The organism is Novosphingobium kaempferiae (assembly GCF_021227995.1).
GTDB classification, from domain to species: Bacteria; Pseudomonadota; Alphaproteobacteria; order Sphingomonadales; family Sphingomonadaceae; genus Novosphingobium; species Novosphingobium kaempferiae.
In genome coordinates this window covers 5,491,249-5,514,190 of sequence record NZ_CP089301.1, presented here as the reverse complement: position 1 = coordinate 5,514,190, position 22,942 = coordinate 5,491,249, and the positions used below count along the sequence as shown (strand labels likewise).

The following is a 22,942-nucleotide window of genomic DNA, read 5'->3' as shown; positions in this document are numbered from 1 at the left end:
GATCGCGAGAGTTATCGGCGAGAAATCCCATGCGGTTCTGCGGATTGCGCATGATATGCTCACACGACGACCTGAACTGTATTGTCCTCTACCAGGACGGTCGTCGCACCGAACGTGTAGACGTCGAAGACAAGGCCGTCATGCGTCTCCGTTGTACCTGTATCTATGGCGCCGACGATGCGAAGAACGTCGTTTCCTTCGCCTGTCACCTGCAGGGTATTACCCGCATCGGTAATGGCATCGATCTCGCTCGCTGTGAGAGTGAGTGTGCTGCCGTTGTCTCCGGAACCGAGATCGATCCGTTCGATGTTGGCAAGTGTGCCGGCACCGGGGCCGTAATCGAGATCCATCCCATTGGCGAGCCACAGAGTATCGAAACCTGAGCCCCCATCGATGATCGAGAAATTGGCAGCCGTTATCTCGATGGTGTCGTTGCCCGGCCCCGCCAGCACATGATCGCCGGTCGCTACGTTGAGGATCAGGTCGTTGCCACTATTGCCGTTGATATGCTCGGCACCGGTGGAGCCTGACATTATGTCATCGGCGAGAGTTCCGTTCACATCTATCTGGCCGATGTTGAGCGACAACCCCGCCGGGCTCAGCGCCAGACCGTAGAAGGCACTTTCGTGTCCTTGCGGATCCGTCGCGACGAAGCCGAGCGAAATCTGTGATCCCAGGTTGAGGATGTCGGTTATGTTGAGGCCAAGCTGCGACAGGATTGCGGGGCTGAGCAGGTTCAGCGTGAAATGGCCTGAATTATCGGCGATTATCGGCAGAAGTTCGACATTGAGCGCCGGAGTAACTACACGGATAACGACGATTGAATCCGGCTCGGTCGTTCCGGTCACTCCGAATTGCGGACTGAAGGGATTCAGGCTGACTGCCAACCCGAAATTGCCAATCGCCACAGGTGGTTCGATATTGGGCGCCACCGCCAATGAAGCGACATCGCTCACATTGCCTGCCTCATCCTGGCCGGATACGGTAACCTGAGCACCGAGGAGTTGTGCCCAGTCCAGTTGGATATCGAGGCCGGTCAGCAGATTGAGAGAAGCTAGCCCGGCCCCATCCACGACGACCACGGTACTGGCAACTGTTCCGCCGATATCGACGGATATTGTCAATTGTGTCCCCGGATCGGCGGATATGTCCAAAATGCTTGCCAGCAGTGACAGAACCGGAGTGGATGGGGGTATGGTGTCGATATCGAAACTGTCGGGTGCCGAGGATGCGCCGCCGTCGATAGATGTGGTTATGTTAGCAGGACCTTGGGGCAGGGATGCAATGCCGCCGGCGGGCGAGATATTCAGCAATACGATACCCGCAGTCACATCTGCCGAAGTCAGTTCATGCGAGACTTGAACCTGATAGCCGCCTTGGCCATTGAGCGTTACGGTGACTATTTGGCCAACTTGCATGGTCGGACGGAGGGATATCTCGACCTCGATGCCGTTTGCCGCTTCATCCGCATTTAGCCAGCCGTCGGCCACTTCCACGACTGTGAAAGCGGGCGGAGCGTAATCGGGGGCGATGAGGAGTGCGGGCGCACTTTGGTTTCCGGCGGCATCGATCGCTATCGCCTCGACCGTTTGCCCCGCGATCAGAGGAGCAGTGAGAGGCAGATTGAAGCCGCCGCTTCCATCGACGGTAACGGTGATTGCGTTTGCCGTATCACCGTCGATGATTATGCGGACCTGGCTATTGGGTTCGGCAGTGCCGATGAGCAGTTCCCCGTTTGCCAATAGAGTTAGAAAGGGACTGGTGGGTGGCAGGCTGTCTATGGCGGTGCTGGCAGTCAGGCTCGTATTGCCCGCCTCGTCCTGCGCCACGGCGTTGATTATGGTCGCGTTGGGTAAGGGCAAGACAGGCGTAAACGTCCACGTGCCATCCGGGTTTGTGATGGTCTGGCCGATCACCAGGCCGAGGCTGTCGGTCAACGTCACCAACGAGCCTGCTTCAGCAGTGCCGAAGATTACGGTCCCGTCGCTGGCACCTATCACCGGCGTTGCCGGAGCGATGGAATCGACGAGCGTGGTCGCAGGGAGGCTCTCGTTGCCGACTTCGTCGATTGCTACGACATTGACCGTGGTGCCATTGGGCAGAAGGACGGAGGGAGTGAAACTCCAGTTTCCTTCACCATTCGCGACAGTCTGACCGATCATGTTGCCGAATTCATCGGTCAGCCGCAGGAGGACGCCAGCGTCGGCTGTGCCTTCCAGGAGTAGCCCGGAAGTAGGGTCGATGGTCGGGATGGACGGCGGTACACCATCAACGACTGTGCTCACGGGACCGCCAACATTGCCGGCAGCATCAATAGAAATGGCGATCACGACTGTTCCATCGGGAAGCGGCAGCAGCGGGATGAATACCCAGTTTCCGTTGGTATCCACCGACACTTCACCGATGGGCGGACCGAGGTCTGGAGCAGTCGCGTTCACGGAGTAGACCGCGATGCGCCCTGAACCGGATTCGGCTAACGAGAACGATGCCAGCGTGTTTCCGGTGCCATCCATGAGGACCACGGTGGCACCAGGTTCACCTGTGCCCGTCACTTCCCAGCCATTGGTGGGGTCGATAGTCGGCGCGATCGGGGGTGATGAATCAACGGTCGTGGTGGCGGGGGAACTGATGTTTCCTGCCGCGTCCTGAGCTGTGGCGTTGACCACCGTGCCATCGGCCAGTGGCGCGGAAGGCGTGAAAGTCCAGAAACCGAATGCGTCGGTTGTCACCTGTCCGATGACATTACCGTTCCCGTCCGTCAGAAGAAGCAGAGAGCCAGCCTCGGCGGTGCCGTTGAGTTCGGTGCCGTTGCTGGGATCGATAGTGGGAGCGGATGGGGCCGTCGCATCGACTGCAGTGCTGACGGGCGAACTGACGTTACCAGCTGCATCCTGCGCTGTCGCCTGGACGATGGAGCCGTCCGCCAGAGGTGTGGCAGGCGAGAAACTCCAGTTGCCCATGCCATCCGTGATGGTTTGTCCAATGAGATCGCCATGGTCATCGCTTAGAGTGACCAAAGTCCCTGCTTCCGCTGTACCGGTAATGAGGACGCCGTTCGTGGCAGCGATCGTCGGAGCAAGCGGGGCCGTTGCGTCGATCGTCGTCGATACATCGGCGCTTGTGTTTCCTGCTGCGTCCTGCGCTACGACGTGGACCACCGATCCGTCGGGCAATGGGTTGACTGGAACGAAGCTCCAATTCCCAGAACCGTCAGTTGTGGCCTGACCGATGATTGCGCCGCTTTGGTCACGCAACGTGATCAGCGAGCCTGCTTCAGCAGTCCCGGTAAAGACCATGCCATTGCTCGGGTCGATGGTTGGTATTGGCGGAGCAATGGCGTCCACGACAGTACTGGATGCGGGACTTGTGTTGCCGGCAGCATCCTGAGCGACGACACTGACCGTGGTTCCGTCGGGCAGGGACGATACCGGCGTAAAACTCCATTGACCAGATGCATCGACGAGCACCTGACCGACCGGATTACCGGAAGCGTCGGTCAGGATCACGGTGGTTCCAGCTTCGGCGGACCCGGAAAAAGTTGTTCCGCTGGAGGCGTTGATGACCGGCGTTGCCGGTGCGACCATATCGACAATGGCCGTTGTGGCGGGGCTGGCATTTCCCGCAGCGTCCTGAGCGGTCGCGGTGATTACCGTGCCATCAGTCAGTGGCGAAGCGGGCGTGAAGGACCATATCCCGCTTGCGTTGGCGACGGCCTGTCCGATCGGGTTGTCGTCGCCGTCCGATAGAATGACGATTGCTCCGGCTTCTGCGCTGCCGCTTATCACGATGCCGTTGGTTGGTTGAATTACAGGGGCGTCCGGTGCAACCGCATCGACTACGATGCTGGCGGTTGCGCTAAGGTTCCCGGCTGCATCCTGAGAGGTCGCGTTGACTATGGTGCCATCCGGCAACGGAGAAGGCGGCGCAAAAATCCAATTGCCGTTCTGGCTTGCCGTGACTTGTCCGATAGCATTCCCGTTGCCATCGATCAGGATCACGATCGATCCTGCTTCGGCGGTCCCCGACAGGACGCCACCGTCGGACGGCGCTATGGTTGGCGTGGCAGGTGCCGAAGCATCCACGGTGGCGCTGGTCTGATCGCTGACATTGCCTGCTGCATCCCGGGCCACGGCAATCACGGTGCTGAGGTCCGGCAGGGGGGCTGTCGGGCTGAATGACCAGACGCCGTTTTCATCGGCGCTGGTCTGGCCGATCAGGTTACCGCCGCTGTCGGAAAGGAAGACCGTGGTGCCTGCCTCTGCTGTCCCTGAAATGGTCATGCCATTTGTAGGGGCAATTGTTGGGGCGACGGGGGCATTGCCATCGATGGTGACTGTGGCTTGCGGACTTGCATTACCCGCGGCGTCGTATGCTGTGGCGGATACGATCGTGCCATCGGGCAGGGGCGTGGCGGGAGTAAAGGACCAGTTTCCGGCGCCATCGACTGTAGCCTGACCGATTATCGTGCCCTCATCGTCGGTCAGGATGATCGTGGCACCGGCTTCGGCAGTTCCCTGCAAAGCTTCGCCGTTTGACGGGAGCAATTCCGGGGCAGGAGGCGCAGAGGCATCCACGATCACTGTCGATGTCGGACCGGCCTGACCCTCGGCGTTGACCGCGAAGACTATGACAGGAGTGCCGTCAGCGAGTGGTGTCTGAGGTGTAAAGGACCATGTGCCGTCGGCTGCGATTTCTGCCTGCCCGAGGATGTTCCCTGCTGCGTCGGTAAGCACGACAGCGACACCTGCTTGTGCTGTCCCGGAGAATTCCATTCCGTTCGAAGGCGCGACGGAAGGTGCGGTTGCCGGTGGAGGCGTCAGGTCGGGAGCCAGAATGGTGGCGGTGGGGCTGGAGTTGCCGGCTGGATCTGTGATCGTGACCTCGATCTGCTGCCCGTTGTCGACGGGCGCGGGAAAGAGGATCGTAAAGGTGCCGTCGGGTGATATCTTGACCGAATAGTCCGGTTTCCCGTCTCCATCGACATCCACGCTGACTGTGGCGCCCGGCTCGCCGATGCCGCTCAGGCCGGTTCCGTCGGGTGCGATGCTGAGTTGCGATGCCGGAGCGGGCGGCGTTGTGTCAGGCGCAGTGACGGTGGCCGCGGGGCTGACGTTGCCGGCGGTGTCGCGCACAATGACGCTCAGCGTTTCGCCATTCAGCAGGGGCGGCGTCAGCGGCACGGAGAAGGTGCCGTCTGCGGCTACGGTAACGGAATAGTCGAAGGCACCGTCGCCATTGGCGTCAACGCGTACCGTCGCGCCAGCTTCGGCGCCGCCCGTAAGGCGATCGCCCGTGGTGTTGACGGCGAGGTTGGTCGCTATCGTCGGCGCTGTCGTATCCGGTGGCGAATTGCTGTCATTATCACCTCCGCTGCTGCCCGAGGCAGCAGCGACGACAAGCCCGCCGCCGCCAATCGCGGCCAGTGGTATGAGCGTGCCCGCTCCCAAAGCGCTACCGCTCGCCCCCGCCGTCACGCCCGCAGCGACCGTGCCGGCGGGACCGCTGAAGCCCGCCATGGCGTCCATCGGCACATAGCTGGACGCAGCTAAGCCGCCGCTTGCGGTCTGCGCGAGGTCGACTGCCATGAGCTGATCGTCGTTAACGAGCAGTAGGTGAGAGGCGCGCGTCGGGTCGAGGTAGAAGTTCGCGATGCGCACCACCTCGCCCGACTTGAGGTGGACGAGCAAGTCGCTGCCTTCACGGCTGAAGTTGGACACTGCGGAGGGTTCGATGTCGAGGGCGACGCTGCCGCCGGGCGGTACAGGTATGCCGCCGTCGATGGTCTGGATCGGTGCGGACCGAAGACCTGCGGAATCCGGGGCGATCTTGGCTTCGACGGGCATCGTGCGCCTCCCTCAGCGATCGGCCGGAGTTCGCCGATCAGGCGATCGGGATAATCGCGCGCTGAAAATCTCCAACCGAGACTTCATCCGTTTTCGAGGGGGTTTGGCGGCGGCCAAGTGCCTTAGCTGGATAGGGAAAAGTTTCTTGGTTAAGGCAGGTCTATAACGGATGCAGTTGGCCGCTTGAGCTTTTGGAAAAGCACGCCAATTGCCTGATTATTCTCGCGATCTGCGGGAAGGCCCACTATGCCGGGTGGATGACGAAGAAGCTTGCCGTGGAGGCGATCCGCCGGCCACGATCCGTTCTGAGAGACTTCCTGAGGAGCGAAGCCGCAGGCGGCATTCTGCTGATGGCCGCTGCCGCCGTTGCGCTCGGCATGGCGAACAGCCCTTTGGCCGATGCCTACTTTCACAACCTGCATCGATATCTCGGGCCTCTTTCGGTCTCTCACTGGATCAACGATGGCCTGATGACGCTGTTTTTCCTGCTCGTCGGGCTGGAGATCAAGCGGGAACTGGTGGACGGGCAACTCGCACGATGGTCGGATCGCGTGCTGCCGACCATCGCCGCCGGAGCAGGAATGGCGGTGCCTGCACTGATCTATCTTTCCGTCACGGCTTCGGAGCCGTCCTTGCATCGTGGTTGGGCAATCCCCACGGCAACCGATATCGCTTTCGCCATCGGCGTAATGGCGATGCTGGGCGATCGCGTGCCGGCTTCGCTCAAGCTGCTGCTGACGACCATCGCGATCGTCGATGACATGGGTGCGGTCGCGGTGATCGCACTGGCTTATACGGACACGATCGACGCAATGGCGCTTGGCGCGGCGGGAGCGATCCTGGCCGCGATGTTCCTGCTCAACAGAAAAGGCGTGCAGCGGCTTGCTCCCTACATGGTGCTTGCCGCATTGCTATGGCTGGCTGTCCTCCTTTCGGGCATCCATGCTACGGTTGCAGGCGTGCTCGCTGCGGTCTTCGTGCCGATCAGGGCCACTCCCGGCACGCCGGAGAGCACCGAGTCTCCGCTGCACCGGCTGGAACACGGCCTCCATCGGTGGGTGGCCTACGGGGTCGTACCCCTGTTCGGTTTCGCGAATGCCGGCGTCTCGCTTCGAGGTATCGGCATCGATCAGGTGCTTGCACCCCTGCCGATGGGCGTGGCCGGCGGGCTTTTCCTGGGCAAGCAGGCGGCGGTGTTCCTGGCATTGCGGATCAGCGCATGGCTCGGGTTGGGCTGTCGCCCGGCCGGTGCGGGATGGTTGCAGACTTACGGGATGTGCCTGCTGTGCGGCATTGGCTTCACGATGAGCCTGTTCGTCGGCGGGCTGGCATTCGATGACCCCGCGCACATCGATCAAGTCAAGATCGGCGTGCTGGGCGGATCACTCGTATCGGCCCTGACAGGCTTTCTGTTGCTCAGGTTCGCCCCTCGACGGTAACCGCATTGCAATCTTGCGAGGGTAGGGCGCAAGTTTTCGTATCAGCCGCGTAAATTTTCTTACGGGTCTGCACCCATGGCGACGTTCAGCTCGCATCAAAAAGGGGGCAACGGGTCGGATCCCATAGCCAGTTCTGAAGTCTGCCATCGTCATCGGCGTCCGTCGGTGGGTGCGGGATCCGATTGTGGATTGCTCCTGGACGTCACCAGGGAGCACATTGTGCACGACGATCGCGTTGTTTCGAGCATCAAGTCCGGGCGACCTTCCCGCCTTCAGGCCCGCCGCCGTCAGGCGCTGCGTCTCGGCACCACTCTCAGCGGCGCTGCGGCTGCACTGCTTCTGGGAAGCGTACCCGCGATAGCGGCGGCTCCGGTCTGCGGTGTGCTGACCCTCACCGCGATCACCTGCCCGGCGTCAGCCAGCTATCCCGGTGGCATCCAGTACGTCATCGGCAACGAGGACACGCCGCAGGATCTAACTGTCCATCTTGCCGACCGCATCTCGGTCGACACCGGCGACGATTACGTGAATGGCGTCACGGTCAGCAATTTCTCCGGCGGCGCCGCCTCGCTGATCGCCGATGGCGCGAGCACGATCGCCACGCATGGTGCAGGCTCGATCGGCGTCGCGGGACACACGAGCACGGGCGACCTGACCATCCACGTCGGCGACGTGACCACGCAGGGCTTCGAGGCCCACGGCATCGCCGCAGGCAGCGTGTCCGGTGCGATCGACGTGAAGGCTGGCGCAGTCAAGACTACCGGCGACTATGCGGACGGCATCCGCGCCATCGGCTACAGCGGCGCTATCCATGTGTCGGCCGACAGTGTCGAGACTGACGGATTTTACTCGCGTGGGGTGCTCGGGCGGACCGTCTCCGGCAGCCTGACCGTCGATGTGGGGTCGGTCACCACGCACGGGGACTATTCTGTCGGCATTGATGCACAGGCAGGGCAGAGTCCCGACTTCGATCCGGAGACCGGTCAGGCTCTCCTTGGCGCCCCTGCCGACCTGACCATTCATGCAGGCGCCATCGCTACAAGCGGTTACGCTTCCGACGGTATCCTGGCCACCAATCTCACCATGGGAGAAACGAAGGTATCGGCGGGCGATATCGTCACCACGGGCGATAACGCCTGGGGAGCCTACGCGGGCGGGTTCGGGAACATTTCGTTGTCCGCCGATACGGTCGAGACTAGCGGTGCGAGTTCGGCCGGTCTTGCTGCTGTCAGCGTCTACGGCAATGTCGATCTGACTGTCGGGACGGTAACGACGCACGGCGATTTCTCGAATGCCGTCAACATCATGGCGTATAGCAATGCCGCCCAGGTCACAGTTGACGCCGGGGACGTCGCCACTTCCGGCACAAGCTCGGTCGGCATCTATGTCGGCGGCTCGACGGGCTACGTCGTCGAGGGGCGCACGCTGGCGATCAAGGCCGACAGCGTCACGACCAGCGGCACGAACACGGCGGGCGTGGTGGCTAAGGTCAATGGCGACGTGTCGATCGACCTCGGGACCGTGGTCAGCGATGGCGACCTTTCGCGCGGCGTGATCCTCTACAATACCGAAGGCAATGCCACGATCGACATCGGCAGCATCGAGACACGTGGCGACGTCGCGCGCGGTCGCGATGCTATTGGACTTACGATCGTCAAGAACGGCGGAACGCTCGAAGCTACGATCGGGTCGATCAGCACGGTGGGCGACCATTCTCCGGCGATGCTCGTCGGCGGAGTGGATGCGGAGCAGAATTTCATCATTACCGGCGGACTGACCACCAGCGGTGATTTCGCTGCCGGCTTCCAGTCGGCGATGGTTCGCGGCGCGCTGAACCTTGATGTCGCCAAGGTAGCTACATCGGGCGACTTCAGCCACGGCATTTACACAAGCATCGATTCCGGTGACTCGATCATCAAGGCGGGGTCCGTTTCGACCGCCGGATCTGACTCGACCGCTGTTAAAATGGTTAGTGTCAGCTACGATGGTGTTGCACACCAGACCTCTGTCGATGCAGGTACGATTACGACCAAGGGCGAGGGTTCGACCGGTGTCGACATCATTGCGCTGGGCAACAACGCCAGCGTGAAAGTCGGTTCGCTGACGACTTCGGGTGCTCACTCGTCGGGCATCCAGATTGCCGCGTTGCGAGGCTACAACCCTGAAACCGGCGTGTTCGGCGGCGACGTGACCGTCGACGCCGGTACGATCGTCACGATGGGTGATAATGCCCACGGCATCGATACCTTTGCCGACGGCAAGACCAATATAACCGTTCAGCAGGTGAGCACTTCCGGCAAGGATTCCATCGGTATCCATGCCGTCGGCTACGGCGATATCACCATCAACGCCGGCACCGTTAAGACCACGGGCTATCATTCCTTCGGCATCTATGCCGCCAACAACGTTGCCGGTCTGCCGGGCGGCATCACCATCAACGCGGACGAAGTGTCGACTGCGGGCTTCGCTTCGACCGCAATCCGTGCCAACGCCTATGTCGGTCCAGTATCGGTTCATGCGGGCAAGATCACGACTTCGGGCTACGGTTCGGACGGCGTCTATGCATCGAGCTTCTTCGGCGACGTCAGCGTCGATGTGGGATCGCTGACGACCACGGGCGGGGCCGGTCGCGGCATCGTCGCCTACACGGGCGGCACGGCCACCATCAATGCTGGCACGGTCGTCACCGAAGGACAGGGTTATGGCCCGGATTCCGACGCGGGCGGCATCAAGGCGGTGGGCGCTGCCGTCATCGTAAATGCTGACTCGGTCAGCACCAAGGGCGATCACTCGGTAGGCATATTCGCCAACAGCAACTACGTCTGGACCACGGACCAGGCGGATCGCGACATCACCATCAGCGCGGGCAACGTATCGACCGCAGGCTACAGGTCGGACGGCGTCTACGTGACCAACATCGGCCGGGACGGCAACACCTCGATCACGGTGGGTGACGTGCAGACGAAAGGTGATTTCGCCTTCGGTGTCTACTCCAACAACCTTTACGGCAACAACACGATCAAGGTCGGCACCGTGTCGACCGAGGGCTTCTATTCGCGCGGCATCCATGCCCAGGCGACCCTCGGCAACGTGAGCATTACCGGTGACAGCGTCAGCACCAAGGGTGACTCCTCACACGGGATCATGGCCCTGACGGGAGGTTCGTCGCGGTCGTACGGGCAATCGATTTCGGTCGATGTGGGCAGCGTGTCCACCGCAGGCAAGGACTCCTACGGTATCCTGACGGTGGCGCTTGGCACCCAGATGGACACCGTCATCAAGGTGGATACGGTCAAGACCACCGGCGACGGTGCCCACGGTATCTACGCCTATAGCGACGGCCGGGACAATTCTATCTCCATCGACGCGGGATCAGTGGAGACGGCGGGCAAGGAGGCAGTCGGCATCTTCGCAGTCAACACCGCGATCAACGGTGATGTCTCGATCAACGTCGGCAGTGTCAAGACCACCGGCGACGTCAGCGCCGGGATATTCGCCTACACGTTCGATGGCGACGTTTCGATCAATGCAGGCGCCGTGGAAGGCGCAGGCATCGGCGTCTCTGCGGTACGTGGTGACGTGACAATCAAGGCCGGCTCGATCGCGTCCAACAATTATGAGGCAACCGGTATCTCGGCGAGCGGCAAGAACGTTGCCATCGACGTGGACGACGTGACGCTGAACGGCACGCTCGGTACGGGCATCCTCGCCCTCGCTTCAGACGATGTGACGGTCACTGCCGGCAGCGTGACGACGACCGGTTCCGGCTTCGGTATTCTTGCAGCGGGCGAGAACGTCACCATTGCGGTCGACAATATCGAAACGAGCGCGCTTGAAGCGGCTGGCATTTATGCAACCAGTTACGGCAGAGGCAATGCGCTCGATATCACGATCAATGAGGCCATCAAGGTGGCCGGCGACTATGCGCGAGGAATTATCGCAATTTCCGGTGGGACGATTGCCGTTCATAACAATGGCGAGATATCGACCGGCGGCTATAATTCCTCTGATGCGATTTACGCCATAGCCTTAGACGGCATCACTATCGATGGCGCTCAAGGGGAGATTGACACCACCGGTGCCAACTCATGGGGCATTTTTGCTTATGCCTTGGGCGGCGATGTCTCGATCGAGCAGGATTCCGTGCTTACACGCGGCGCTGGGTCAGTCGGCGTCTATGCGAATAGCCGTGGCCTGGCATACGAGGGCGGGGCGGCTTCAGGAAATATCAAAATAGCGGTCGATTCCATCCAGACCGTCGGAATGCAGTCCGACGCGCTCGTTGCGATCAATTCGGACGGTAACATCGACATAGATGTAGGCTCAGTCGTGACCTGGGGTGACGGCTCTGCCGGCATTCTGGCCTTCGCAAACTACGGCGACGTGACGGTGAATGCGCAGAACGTCACGACGCGGGGCGAAACATTGTCCGGTCGCTGGATCGACGATACGTACGTCCCGGCGCGCGTTCCGACGGGTATCTATGCGCTCGGTGAGAACGTGACGGTGAATGTCACTGGCACGGTTTCCACCGAGGGCCACGAAGCAAGCGGTATCTACGCCGCTGCGCTGGGTGGCAAGGCGGTGATTCACGCAAACAACGTGTCTGCTCATGGCCGCTTCGCGGCGGCCGTTCGCGGGTTCAGTACGCAGGACGGCGTCGAGATCACCACCACCGGCGCCATCTCGATGTCCGGCGCACTCAACGCCTACGGCGTGCTCGCACTTGGCGATGGGCCTTTGTCGGTGACGAACAAGGGTTCCATCGAAGTCGAAGCGGACTACGGCTCGGTCGGCATCTATCTTCGCACCGGCACCCGTTCAGGAAGCCCGATAAAGGTGACGAACGCCGGAACAGTCAGCGTCGAAGGTGGAGCATCATCCGGTATTCGCGCCGTTTCGGCTTCCAAGGATGACATCACCGTAATCTCTACCGGCAAGGTAAGCGCCTTCGGCGACCGCAGTGGTGGTATTGCTGCAGCGGTGTACTCCCGTCGTCGCTACCGCGACGCGGCACCCGTCGTTGCTCTCGCTGACGAAGCAACTCCAACGGTTACAGTTGCCGCTGCCGACGTATATGTATCTGGTGCATTCTCGACCGGCATTGGTGCCAACAACAATCTGGGCGCCGTCGATGTTCTCGCGGACAAGGTTGTTGCGAAGGGTGATTTTGCCAACGGTATTGTCAGCCAAGCGATCGATTTGAGCATCAAGGCGAATTCCGTCACTGCAGATGGTCACGGTATTTTTGTACAGGTGGACACCGCAAAGATCGAAGTCGGTAATGTAGCATCGAAGCACGGCGGCGTGATCGTTGCCGCCGTCACCAGCGCAGAACTGACGGTTCGTGGCAGCGTCGTATCGCAGGACTATCATGCCGTCGAACTGTCTGCGGGCTCAGGAACGAGCGTTCTGAATGTGCTCAAGGGCGCGACGGTCACGGGTGGCGGCAAGGTGGGATCCGTCGGCGAATTGACCGGCCCGGGCTATTCGATCGCCATCTTTGGCGCGGAAGGCTCGACCATCAACAACGCCGGCACCATCAACAACAAGGGCGATGGCTATACGATCTATGTCTTCAATCCGCTGAACGAGGCGGGGCAGCCGACTTCCGGCAATCACGCCGTCACGATCAACAACAGTGGCCTGATCGAAGGCGACCTGCGTCTCACCAACCAGAAGGACACCTTCGTCAATTCCGGCAAGTTCCTCGCCATGGGCGACAGCGACTTCGGGGACGGCGACGACTTGCTGCTCAATAGCGGCACGCTGGTGGTGCGCAACCTCGCCAACGAAGCGCGGGCAGCGGCTGGAACCTCGGTCACGCTGAAGGGGCTTGAGCGCTTCGAGAACAGCGGCACCATCGACCTGCGCAGCGGCGCGGTCGGTGACACGCTGACTCTCACCGGCAATTACGTCGGTTCGGGCAATGCCCTGCTGGCTCTGGACGTGAACAATGGTCTGGCCGACAATCTGGTGATCCAGGGCGCCGCAACCGGCTCGACCGGCATCGTGCTCAACCAGTTGAGCAAGGACGCGACGCTGCTCTCCAAGCCCATCGAACTGGTCAAGGTCGGCGCGGGCAGTTCGTCCACCGCGTTCCACATGGCGCAGACCGAAGTCGGCCTCGTCCACTACACGCTGGCCTACAATGCGGGCAGCTTCGGCCTCACCTCCCAGGCGGGCGCGGGCGTCTATCGTCTGGCCAAGCTGGGCGAGGGCGCGCAGGCGATCTGGGATCAGTCCGCACAGGCGTGGAGCAGCCACATGACCGAACTGCGCGACGTTGAAGGTGCAGACACGCGTGTCTGGGGTCAGGTCTACGGCGGCGTCATGAACCGCGACCAGTCGCAGGCGATCGGCGACACGACCTACAGCCTCGACGATGTCGCAGCTCGCATAGTGGCGCAGCAGATCCTCGCGGGATACGGCGCCGTGGAACGTCACCCGCCGCATGTCGAGCCCGGCATCGCGCCAGCGCGCCTCGTACCGATGGCGCAACGTCTCGCCGTCGATCACCAGGCCATCGTCGCCCACGATGTCCACTTCGAGCTGCGGATGATCGCGCAGCAGGCCGGGCAGCGCATCGAGCAGGAGATCGGCACCCTTGCGCAGTTCCAGTCGCCCGACGAACAGCAGCCGCACCACGCCCGGCTGCGCCGCCATGGGTTCGACCCCGCGCGCGAGATCCTCGATCCCGTGAGGGACGATCGTCACCCTGTCCGGCTTCAGCGAGACGGCGTAGCCCGCCTCCAGGTCGGCGACCAGCGCGCCGGTGTTCGCCAGGATGAAAGGGGCCGTTTCCAGCAATTCCTTTTCTTTCGCGATGACCTTGTCGACGTGGGACTTGCGATACCACGCGTTGCCCAGCCAGTCAGGCTTGTGCGGCAGGGCGAGCTTGTAGGTCGTCTGGAGGCTGACGACCGTCGGGATGTCGAGGTTGCGCAGCGCGGCCAGCGGTTCGAGATCGAAGAGCGGGCCGCAGACCACCTGGAACCGGCGGCGCGACTGGATGCGCTCGATCTCCGCCGCCGCCGAGGCGCTGTAGTTCAGCAGCGTCAGCGGCACGTCCTCGCGCTCGGCCTGCGCCGGATCGGCAGGACTGACGACGATGCGATGGACCCAGACCCCGTCGATGAAGTCGATATAGGGAAAATCCGTCTCGCTGCGGCAGATCACCGTGACCTCGTGCCCGCGCGCGGCGAGGCCGATGGCCATCTCGCGGGTCCACTGGCCGATGCCGCCGTTGCCCACCGGCGGATAGTCCTGCGACAGGAAGCAGAGCCGCAGCCGGTCCTGCGCCGCCAGCGGCAGCGCGAACCGGTGGAACTGCGCCGGGTCTCCCGTGAATTCGGCGGACGGGTCCGCCAGCAGGCCTTGCGGGCCGTGGTACAGGAAGGCATCGCGCACGCCGTCGCGCACACCGCGCTCGACTTCCTCGATCAGCCGGTCGACGGTGGCCTGGTCCGCATGGCCGTACCGGAACAGGTCGCCCTTCCAGGCCCGCTCCTTGCGAACGAAATCGGCAAGATAGGCCATGACCTCGTGCAGCGGGCGCTGGCGGCCGCCGTGAACGCAGCAGAAGTACGCCTTGGAGCGCGCCGTCGGGTACATGGTGCGCGGCACGCGGGTCTCGGTCCGCATGTGGCTGGCTTCGTACTTGTGGTGGATCTCCGCCTCGGGAACGATCGCGGAAGTCCAGCCCCGGTCGTGCAGGCGCACGGTGACGTCGGTTTCGTCGAGGAAGTAGGCGTACTCCTCGTCGAAGCCGCCGATCGCCAGCAGCCGGTCGCGCCACGCCGAGAAGTTGGTGCCGGTCAGTGCGAGGAAGCGGTCGTCGCCGAGGTTCTCGGGGGCGCCTTCGCTCTCGGCCGAATCCCCGAAGCGGTCCACCACCAGATACTTCGCCTGGAAGTCGATGCCGCGATTGTCGCGGATGAATCCGCCGACCTGCGCGACGTCGGGATCGTCGTAGCCGGTCAGCAGCAGGTCCAGCCAGTCCGGCTCGGGTATGGCGTCATCGTCGATGAACGCCACGATGTCGCCGCGGGCCATGGCGAGGCCGATGTTGCGCGCCGCCGACAGGTTGAGCCTGTCGATCGTGCCGAGGCGGACGAAATCGGCATGCCGCGCGACGATCCGTGCGGAATCGTCCGGCGACGGGCCGAGGACGACGATCACCTCGAACAGCGGGTAGCGCAGCTGGCGCAGGCTCTGCAGGGTCCGGTCCAGCGACAGCGCCCGGCCGGCGGTTGCGATCACGATGGATACGGACTTGGGCGAAGCGGGGAAAAGGGCTGGGTTGGTCATATGTGATCTGTCGGGATGCATCCCGACCGGGGTTCCACTGTTTCGGGTAGAGGGTAAGGCTGCCGCGCTCAGGCGGAGAGCCCCGCAGCGTCGCGGGCCGCGATCAGCGCATCGATGCGGGCGGCGTCGCGCTTCTGCGCGGCGGCGAGCCCCTCGATCGCGCTGGCGAGAAGCATGATCTGGTCCTTGAGCGCGGCGTTCTCCTCGCGCTGGACCTGCAGCATTTCCTTGGCGAACACGGCCATCTCCCCCTGCGAGGAGCCGCGCGCCGAAGGTGCCCTGCCCCGGACCTCCGGCAGCAGCCTGCGCCAGCCCAGAAGACTGGTCTCGCGGCGGATCAGGTCGTCGAGTTCGCGGCGGAACGACCATCCCCGCGGATCATGCCGGCGGGCTTCTTCCGAGGCGCCAATGCCGCGCAGGATCCTCATCCGGTCGCCGTGCCTGCCGAGCTGGCCAAGATAGTGGCGCATGCCGTCCGCATCGGCATTGCGGCCGAGCATGCGGACATAGACGGCGTCCACGAAAGCCTCGTCCGACAGCTCGAACAGCGCGGGCGGCGCAAACCGCGCCTGCGCTTCCTTCGAACGCGCCAGCGCCACCAGGACGGACTGCCTGCTGCGCCCCTGCGCAAGCTTGCGGCGGTATCCTTCAAGGCCGGAAGTGTCGATCTCGCGCCCCAGCACGAGGCGGTACGCTTCGTGGAGGAACGCCTCGTCTTGCAGGGAAACGAGTTCCGCAATGGTCATGTCTTTGGTTCCGGGTAAGTCGTGTCGTTCAATTCGACGCTTGTGCAGGTGTACTGGAAGGCGGGTGCGCGATCGCTGCGGCCAGGATCAGATCGACGAGGCGCGTGCCAAAGCCACCGCACCGGTTCATCGCACAGCTCCGGAGCCGACCGCATTTCCGGCGGGACTGGACCGCAACGATCGCTTCCGGTTCGGTATTCCCACATTGAAGCCTTGTTGCTCGATTGCGGCCCGCACACGCGGATGGCGCGATATGCGAGCAGGAATTGTGCCATAGCGACTGCCCTTCGGCGCGTCCATATGACGGCGCCTAAGCGAAGCGGTCGCGCGGCCAGATCAAAGATATCCTGTGGATACCATTCATGGTACTTCGATGGTATCTCATGTTATCCGGAACGTCTTCGTGAATTGACATGGTAGCTACCAGCTAGCTATCCGGTACTGCGAAAGGGGAATCGTCCATGCCGACCGTCGTCTTCGTCAGTCCCAAGGGGGGCGTGGGCAAGACCACCGCCGCCCTGCTGCTCGCCTCGGAGCTGGCGCGCGCCGCGCCCGTCACCGTGGTCGATGCCGACCCCAACCACCCCATCGCCGCCTGGAGCAAGGGCGCGCAGCTGCCCGACACGCTCTCGATCCTAGCCGACGTGGACGAGGACAACGTGATCGACCGGATCGAGGAAGCGGCGGCGACGACGCCCTTCGTCGTCGTCGACCTAGAGGGCACCGCGGCCAAGATCGTGCTGCTCGCGGTCAGCCAGGCCGATCTCGTGGTGATCCCGATGCAGGGCTCGCAGCTCGACGCCGAACAGGCGAGCCGCGCCATCCGCGTGCTCAAGCAGCACGAGAAGATGACGGGCCGCGCGGTACCCTACGGCGTGCTGCTGACGCGCACCTCGCCGATCATCCGCACCCGCACGATGGGGCACATCCAGGGCGGGCTGCTCGATGCCGGGGTGCCGGTGTTCGAAAGCCAGCTCAACGAGCGCGAGGCGTTCCGCGCGGTGTTCTCGTTCCAGCAGACGCTGGAGAACCTCGACCCGCGCGAGGTCTCCAATCTCGACAAGGCGCAGGCCAATGCCGAGCAGTTCGCCGCCGAAGTGATCGAGCGGCTGCGCGCCGCGCGCACGCCCGCCGCCGGTGAAGTGGAGACTGCCCGATGAGCCGTGCTAACCCTTTCGGCAACCTCGATGATTTCGCCGCCCCGCCCTCCCCCAAGCCGGTTCCGGCCGAAGCGATCGAGGAGATCGCGCAGGCAAGCGGCTTCCCGAGCCGCAAGGCGCGCACCGAGGGCGCCCCCTCCCCTGCCCCGGCGGCCCCGGCAAAGCCCGCGAAACGCGAGAAGGCAGCGGTCGCGCCCCCTCCCCCGAATCCGGCCCCCGCACCGGTCCGTCAGCCGCGCCGCCGCACCACCGGTCGCAACCAGCAGATCAACATCAAGGCCACGGAGGAGACGATCACCGCGCTCTACCGCATCGCCGACGAACTGGACCTCCCGCTCGGCGCCGTTCTGGAGCGCGCACTGGCAGCGCTGGAGCAATCGGGCGGCAAATGATGGATATCGGGTAGCTATCCGATAGGCGATAGCTACCCGATATCGTTATGGTACTATTGAGATATCTTAAAGATATCGACGCCGACTCATGAAGCGGGCGAGGGTGCAGGTCGTGACGACCGGCCCGATCCAGTCGATCCACTGATCCGCCTTGGGCCAGACGCGCAGGTCGAACGGTCCCCACCATGGCATGTTGGCACGCAGGCCGTGCCCGAACATCTCGATCCAGCGATATTCGGCCTGGGCGATCTCGCGGCCGATGAAGTAGGCGCTCGCCAGCGCCGCGCCGGCCCACCAGTTGCGGGTGAGAAGACCCACCGCCAGTTGCAGAGCGAGGGCCGCGAGGATGTGCTCCAGATACATCATTCCGCAGGAAACTCCGTGGGGGAGGGCAGGGCGCTATCAAACGGATAGCTGATAGCTATCGCATAGCTACTACGTATCATCAGGATATCCTCCAAGCAGCACCAACCTCCCGGAACAGGACAAGGCTCGCTCCGCGCGATGCCGCCTCGGCTTGTTCCCCCCGGGAACACTCGCGCCGCGCAGCGGTGCGTCGGCCCTTGCGGCCAGGAAGTGGGTTGGCAGGTTCATGGTGTCATTTCCGGCGTCCGTGTCGCCAGACATTCAGGCGTGGACCGTCCAGGTCCACTCCATATTCCCTTGTTCTGATGAAATCAGGTAGCGGTTGCGTATCGGTTTGAGACTCGCGCTCCTGGCGATCCGAAGCCGCGTCGATCGCCGCGCCCAAGCGGGCGAGAACCTTGCCGAGCGCGCCGCCGACATGGGCCTCGGCGAGTTCGCGGCAGGTGAGAGACCTGACCATCGCCTCCATGTCCTCGGCGTGGGCTTCCTCGCGGTGCAGGGCATCGTCGGGCGCGGGGGCAGGGCGCATCCAGCGCGGTAGGTAGTCCATGACGATCTTCGGCAGGAAGGCGCGGTAGGCGTTCGAGGTCTGCTCGTAGCGCGGCCCCGGACCCTCGGCGTCCTCGATCCGCCTGAAGCGGCGCTGGCGCACGAGGAAGCCGATGCCTTCGAGGATCTTCAGCGCGCGCGCCACCGTGGCGCGGCCGAGGCTGGTCGCTTCGGCAAGGTGGTCGTAGCTCGGGAAGACGCGGCCGCCGTTGAGGCGCGAGAGCGTCAGGATCTCCTCGAAGACGCGCACGCTCGCGGCGGTGAGGGTGGTGAGTACATGCTCGGCCGGGGTGAGGGTGCGCGTCCCCTCGCGCGCCTCGCGGCGCAGCTGGCGTCCGGCATCGAGGATGCGGCGCGCGGCGCGCAGCAGGCGGTCGGTCTCGCCCTTGCCGGGCGTCACGAAGAAGGCATGCTCGAAAGTGCCCGCCTCGACGCTGCCGCGCAGCACGCGCGCGCCGGTACGGTGCGGGGCGCCCGAGCGCGCCTTGCGGGCGGGCCTTACGCCGCCGAGTGCGGCGGCAAGCGCCATGTTCAGGGTATGCGTCGCCATTCGTCCCTCCACGGGAGGGCCGTCATCGAGACAAAAAGAGGGCGTGGCGCGAAGCGCGCATCCTTGAAAACGGTTTCGGGATGGGGTATAAGGACAGCCGAAGTGGTTGTTTTCGGGTGAGCGTTTGGCGACGCTTGTCCTTGCCTCATCAGGATGCCCGGCCTTCGTGCCGGGCTTTCTTTTAGGTGATCACGGCCTGTCCTTTTTCCAGAATCCGGCTGCCCGGATCGCCACGTTGCAGCGCAGCCGGATGGCTCCACTTCAATCGGACAATTTTCGCAGCAATCCCCACCGGGCGGAACCCAATACGGTTCGTGCTATCGAGTAGGAAAATGAAAATTCGTTCGTGCTTTCAGATAGAAATTGCCGAACGCATTCGTGCTATCGCGTAGAAATTCGCCGCGCAATTCGTGCTATCGAGTAGCAATTGGCGGCAAACTTCGTGCTTTCGAGTAGGAATTCGCGAGAGTCCGCGAATCACCCCCCGCGCCGCCTTACGCGCCCCTCATTCGGGGGCGATCGGGTGGCCTTCGAGGCGGGCGACGGCATGGCGCACCACCTTCTCCAGCGCCTCTTCGGAGAAGAAGCCGCCGGGGATCAGGCAGCGCTCGATCAGCACCCGCCGGAACGCCGCGAAAGTCTCGGGCGAGGGGGGCACGGGATCGTTCCAGAAGGCGTCGATGCCGTTCTGATAGGTGATGTCGGCGATGTCGTAGACCGCATGGCCCAGCACCACCACCGGCAGCCCCTCGGCGAGCGCGAAAGTGCCGCTGGTGCTGTTGATCGTGACGACGCCCTGCGCGCCGCGCGTGACCGCCACGATATCCCCCCAGGCAAGGTAGTCGACGCGGTCCTCCACGCCGAACAGCGCGGCCATGTCCGCCGTCACCTGCCGCCAGTCGCGCACGCCGTTGTCGAGCGGGTGCTCCTTGACCACCAGGCGCGTGCCAGCGGGGGCATGCGCAGCGAACGAGCCGATCACCAGCCTCAGCGCATCGGCGATCCCGGCGAAAGGCGAGTGCAGGCGGATCTGCGCGTCGGAATCGAGTTGCAGCGGGAACAGGAAGTAGGGCGCCCTGGACGCCGTCAGCCGCGCCATCAGCACGGCGGCAGAGCCTTCGCGCTCCTTGCGGCGGCGCAGCTTGCGGAACCAGCCCATGCCCTCGACTACCGGATGCCAGGGGCGATGGTTGCTCCAGCCCGGATAGTACCAGCGGCTGAGCACGTCGGCGACGTTGTAGCCGAGCCCTTCGAGCGCGCGGCGGCGGAACGAGGAGGGCACTTGCGCATGGGGCGGTACCGGGGGGAGGGCGGCCGCGGTCGCGCGATACCACGCCGGGTCGCGCGGCAGCGAGGAGTGGCCGTTGACGCCCCCCAGCTCCAGCGTCACCCAGTCGGGCCGGATATAGCCTTCCTCGAAGACGTGGACCGGCACGCCCAGATCGCGGCAGATGCGGATCGCGGGCATGTGATGGTCGCGGCAGTCGCCGAACAGCACGACGTCGGTCGCGCCGATCTCGTCGACCAGCGCGGCGAAGGCATCGGGCCAGTCGGCCAGCGTGCCGCGATAGTCGATGCCATTGGGCAGCCGCCAGAACGCGCGGTCGCCGCCGTTGAAGTTGACCTTGTGGACCTGGTGCCCGGCGGCGATCAGCCCCTGGCCGAGACGGCGGAACAGCGGCCCCATCAGGCCCTGGAGCAGCAGCACGGTGCGCTTGCGCGGCGCGGGCTCGCGCCCGCTTGCGAACCCCGAGGGTCCGCTCGAAAATCCGGCTGAAGGTCCGGTTGCCGTGGTTCGATATTCAGGCATTCGGAAAACCCGTGCTCCGTGGTGACATACGTAAACCTGCGTGGCGGCAGGCACTTGCGCCGCCCGGCCTGCGTGGCATGTCCCGACGAGCGTTAGTCCCGCCGACGCCATGCGGCAAGCCCGAGCCGCGCGCGCATGCCCTGCATGGGAGAGGACGGAGTCGCCTGATGACAGCCTTGGCCGCGCCCGCTATGAGCCCGTCCCCACCCCCGCCTGCACGCCTGTCGGCCCGCACGGGGGCCAAGTGATGGTGCCACGCAGACAGTGACCTTCGACGGACCGACATTCGCGGCAAGCCTCATCGGCGCAGGGCTGCTGGACGCGCTGGTGCGGCCGCGCAAGTCCTTGCAGGGCGGCGAAAATCCCGGATTCCTGCGCAGCGGCGCGGGGCTCTGGCTGCTCGCCTGCATGACGACGGCGCTCTACGGCGGGTTCCTCGCGATCTGCGGCAACGGCGCGGTGGCGATGGTGCTGGCGCTGGCGGTGCAGGCGCTGCTCGCGGTCGCCTCCAACGCCAAGCACGCCATGCTCGGCGAACCGTTGCTGTTTTCGGACCTGGCGTTGATCGGCGCGGTGTTCCGCCATCCCCAGTTTTATCTTTCCGCCGTGGCGGTGTGGCAGCGGGTGGCGGCCGGCATCGTCGGCGCGGTGCTGCTCGGCCTCGTCGCGTGGCTTTCGATCGCGGACGCGGCGGCGCACCTCAGCGGCCTCGTGCTCATGGGGGGAGGGCTCCTCGCGCTCGCGCTCTCGCTGCGCCTGCCGCCCTGGCGCGCGCTGGCGCAAGTGCCCGACGCCCATGCCGACACCTGCCGCCATGGCCTGCTGCCGGTGCTGCTGCTCTACTGGCTGCGCTGGCGCGCCGGGCGCGATCCGGCGCCATGTGCGGCCGTCGCCCGGCAGGCTGAGACAGATGCCCCCGAACTGGTGATCGTCATCCAGTGCGAGAGCTTCGCCGATCCGGTCGAACTGTTCGGCGATCCGGCGCTGGCGCTGCCCGCGCTGGAGGCCGCGCGCGCCTCGGCCTGCCGGTGGGGCAACCTGAACGTCAGCGGCTTCGGCGCCTATACCATGCGCACCGAGTACGGCGTCCTGTTCGGGCGCGACGAGGCCGCGCTCGGCTTCCGCCGCTACGATCCGTACCTTACCGCCACCGGAGAGGGCTCCTACGCGCTGCCCGCAAGGCTCGGCCCGACATGGCGCAGCCTGTTCGTCCACCCGCACGACATGCGCTTCTACGGCCGCGACCGGATCATGCCCGCGGGCGGCTTCGCCGCGCTGGTCGGCGAGGACCGCTTCGCCCCGCCGGGGCCGGGGGAGGGCCGCTACGTCACCGACGCGGCGATGGCGGACGAGATCATGGCGCTGGCCGAGGCCGCGACGCAGCCGACGCTGCTCTACGCCGTCACCATCGAGAACCACGGGCCCTGGGAGACCGAGGCGGGGGTTGAGCTGGTGGAAGGCTACATGCACCTCGTCCGCAAGGGCGACGTGATGCTGGCGACGCTTTCGGCGCGGATGGCGGCGCTGGGGCGCCCGGCATTGCTGGTGTTCTTCGGCGACCACCGCCCCAGCATCCCCGGCGCGACCGCTCCGGGCGGAGACCGGCACACGCCCTACGTGATGCTGCGGATGGACTCTGCGGGCAGGGTGCTGCCGGGAGACAACCGCCGCGAAGACCTCACCCCTGCGGAACTGCACCACGCGATCCTCGGGCAAGTGCTGGGACACTGAATTCCTCCCCCACCGGGGGAGGGGGACCGCCCGCAGGGTGGTGGAG

The 22,942-nt window shown here is 64.1% G+C and carries 9 protein-coding genes and 2 pseudogenes; 5 read left to right on the top strand and 6 right to left on the bottom strand.

Features of this window, described 5'->3' with window-relative positions:
• Positions 1–59 precede the first annotated feature (59 nt).
• Positions 60–5,843 (bottom strand): Ig-like domain-containing protein, encoded by a 5,784-nt coding sequence (locus LO787_RS25160; protein WP_232493692.1) that lies wholly within the window; start codon positions 5,841–5,843, stop codon positions 60–62.
• Between the two features lie 257 nt (positions 5,844–6,100).
• Between LO787_RS25160 and nhaA the strand changes: the two genes are divergently transcribed.
• Both nhaA and LO787_RS25150 read left to right on the top strand, forming a co-directional pair.
• Entirely contained in the window at positions 6,101–7,282 is a 1,182-nt protein-coding gene (gene nhaA, locus LO787_RS25155; RefSeq protein WP_232493691.1) for a Na+/H+ antiporter NhaA, read from the top strand.
• A gap of 75 nt (positions 7,283–7,357) precedes the next feature.
• Positions 7,358–13,390, top strand: a pseudogene (locus tag LO787_RS25150) (pertactin-like passenger domain-containing protein); the annotation flags it as partial.
• 330 nt (positions 13,391–13,720) lie between these two features.
• On the opposite strand, the pseudogene LO787_RS26285 reads toward LO787_RS25150, so the two are convergent.
• Positions 13,721–15,592 (bottom strand): annotated as a pseudogene (locus LO787_RS26285) (glycosyltransferase); the annotation flags it as partial.
• Positions 15,593–15,660: 68 nt separating this feature from the next.
• Entirely contained in the window at positions 15,661–16,338 is a 678-nt protein-coding gene (locus LO787_RS25145; protein WP_232493689.1) for a DUF4214 domain-containing protein, read from the bottom strand.
• A gap of 461 nt (positions 16,339–16,799) precedes the next feature.
• Between LO787_RS25145 and LO787_RS25140 the strand changes: the two genes are divergently transcribed.
• The gene (locus LO787_RS25140; RefSeq protein WP_232493688.1) at positions 16,800–17,498 is read left to right on the top strand and encodes a ParA family protein; all 699 of its coding nucleotides are present in this window, start codon (positions 16,800–16,802) and stop codon (positions 17,496–17,498) included.
• Positions 17,495–17,890, top strand: a complete 396-nt coding sequence (locus tag LO787_RS25135) for a hypothetical protein (RefSeq protein WP_232493687.1) — start codon at positions 17,495–17,497, stop codon at positions 17,888–17,890. The genes LO787_RS25140 and LO787_RS25135 overlap by 4 nt, the downstream gene beginning before the upstream one ends.
• Positions 17,891–17,956: 66 nt before the next feature.
• Here the strand turns inward: LO787_RS25135 and LO787_RS25130 are convergent, their stop codons facing one another.
• The 3 genes from LO787_RS25130 to LO787_RS25120 all read right to left on the bottom strand — a co-directional run bounded on the left by LO787_RS25130 (position 17,957) and on the right by LO787_RS25120 (position 21,165).
• Positions 17,957–18,256, bottom strand: a complete 300-nt coding sequence (locus LO787_RS25130; protein WP_232493686.1) for a hypothetical protein — start codon at positions 18,254–18,256, stop codon at positions 17,957–17,959.
• Between the two features lie 232 nt (positions 18,257–18,488).
• Positions 18,489–19,355, bottom strand: coding sequence for a helix-turn-helix domain-containing protein (locus LO787_RS25125; protein WP_232493685.1), 867 nt, complete (start codon positions 19,353–19,355; stop codon positions 18,489–18,491).
• A gap of 505 nt (positions 19,356–19,860) precedes the next feature.
• Positions 19,861–21,165, bottom strand: a complete 1,305-nt coding sequence (locus LO787_RS25120; RefSeq protein ID WP_420847776.1) for a capsule biosynthesis protein — start codon at positions 21,163–21,165, stop codon at positions 19,861–19,863.
• A gap of 264 nt (positions 21,166–21,429) precedes the next feature.
• On the opposite strand from LO787_RS25120, the gene LO787_RS25115 reads away from it, so the two are divergent.
• Positions 21,430–22,896, top strand: a complete 1,467-nt coding sequence (locus LO787_RS25115; protein WP_232493684.1) for an LTA synthase family protein — start codon at positions 21,430–21,432, stop codon at positions 22,894–22,896.
• Positions 22,897–22,942: the final 46 nt, after the last annotated feature.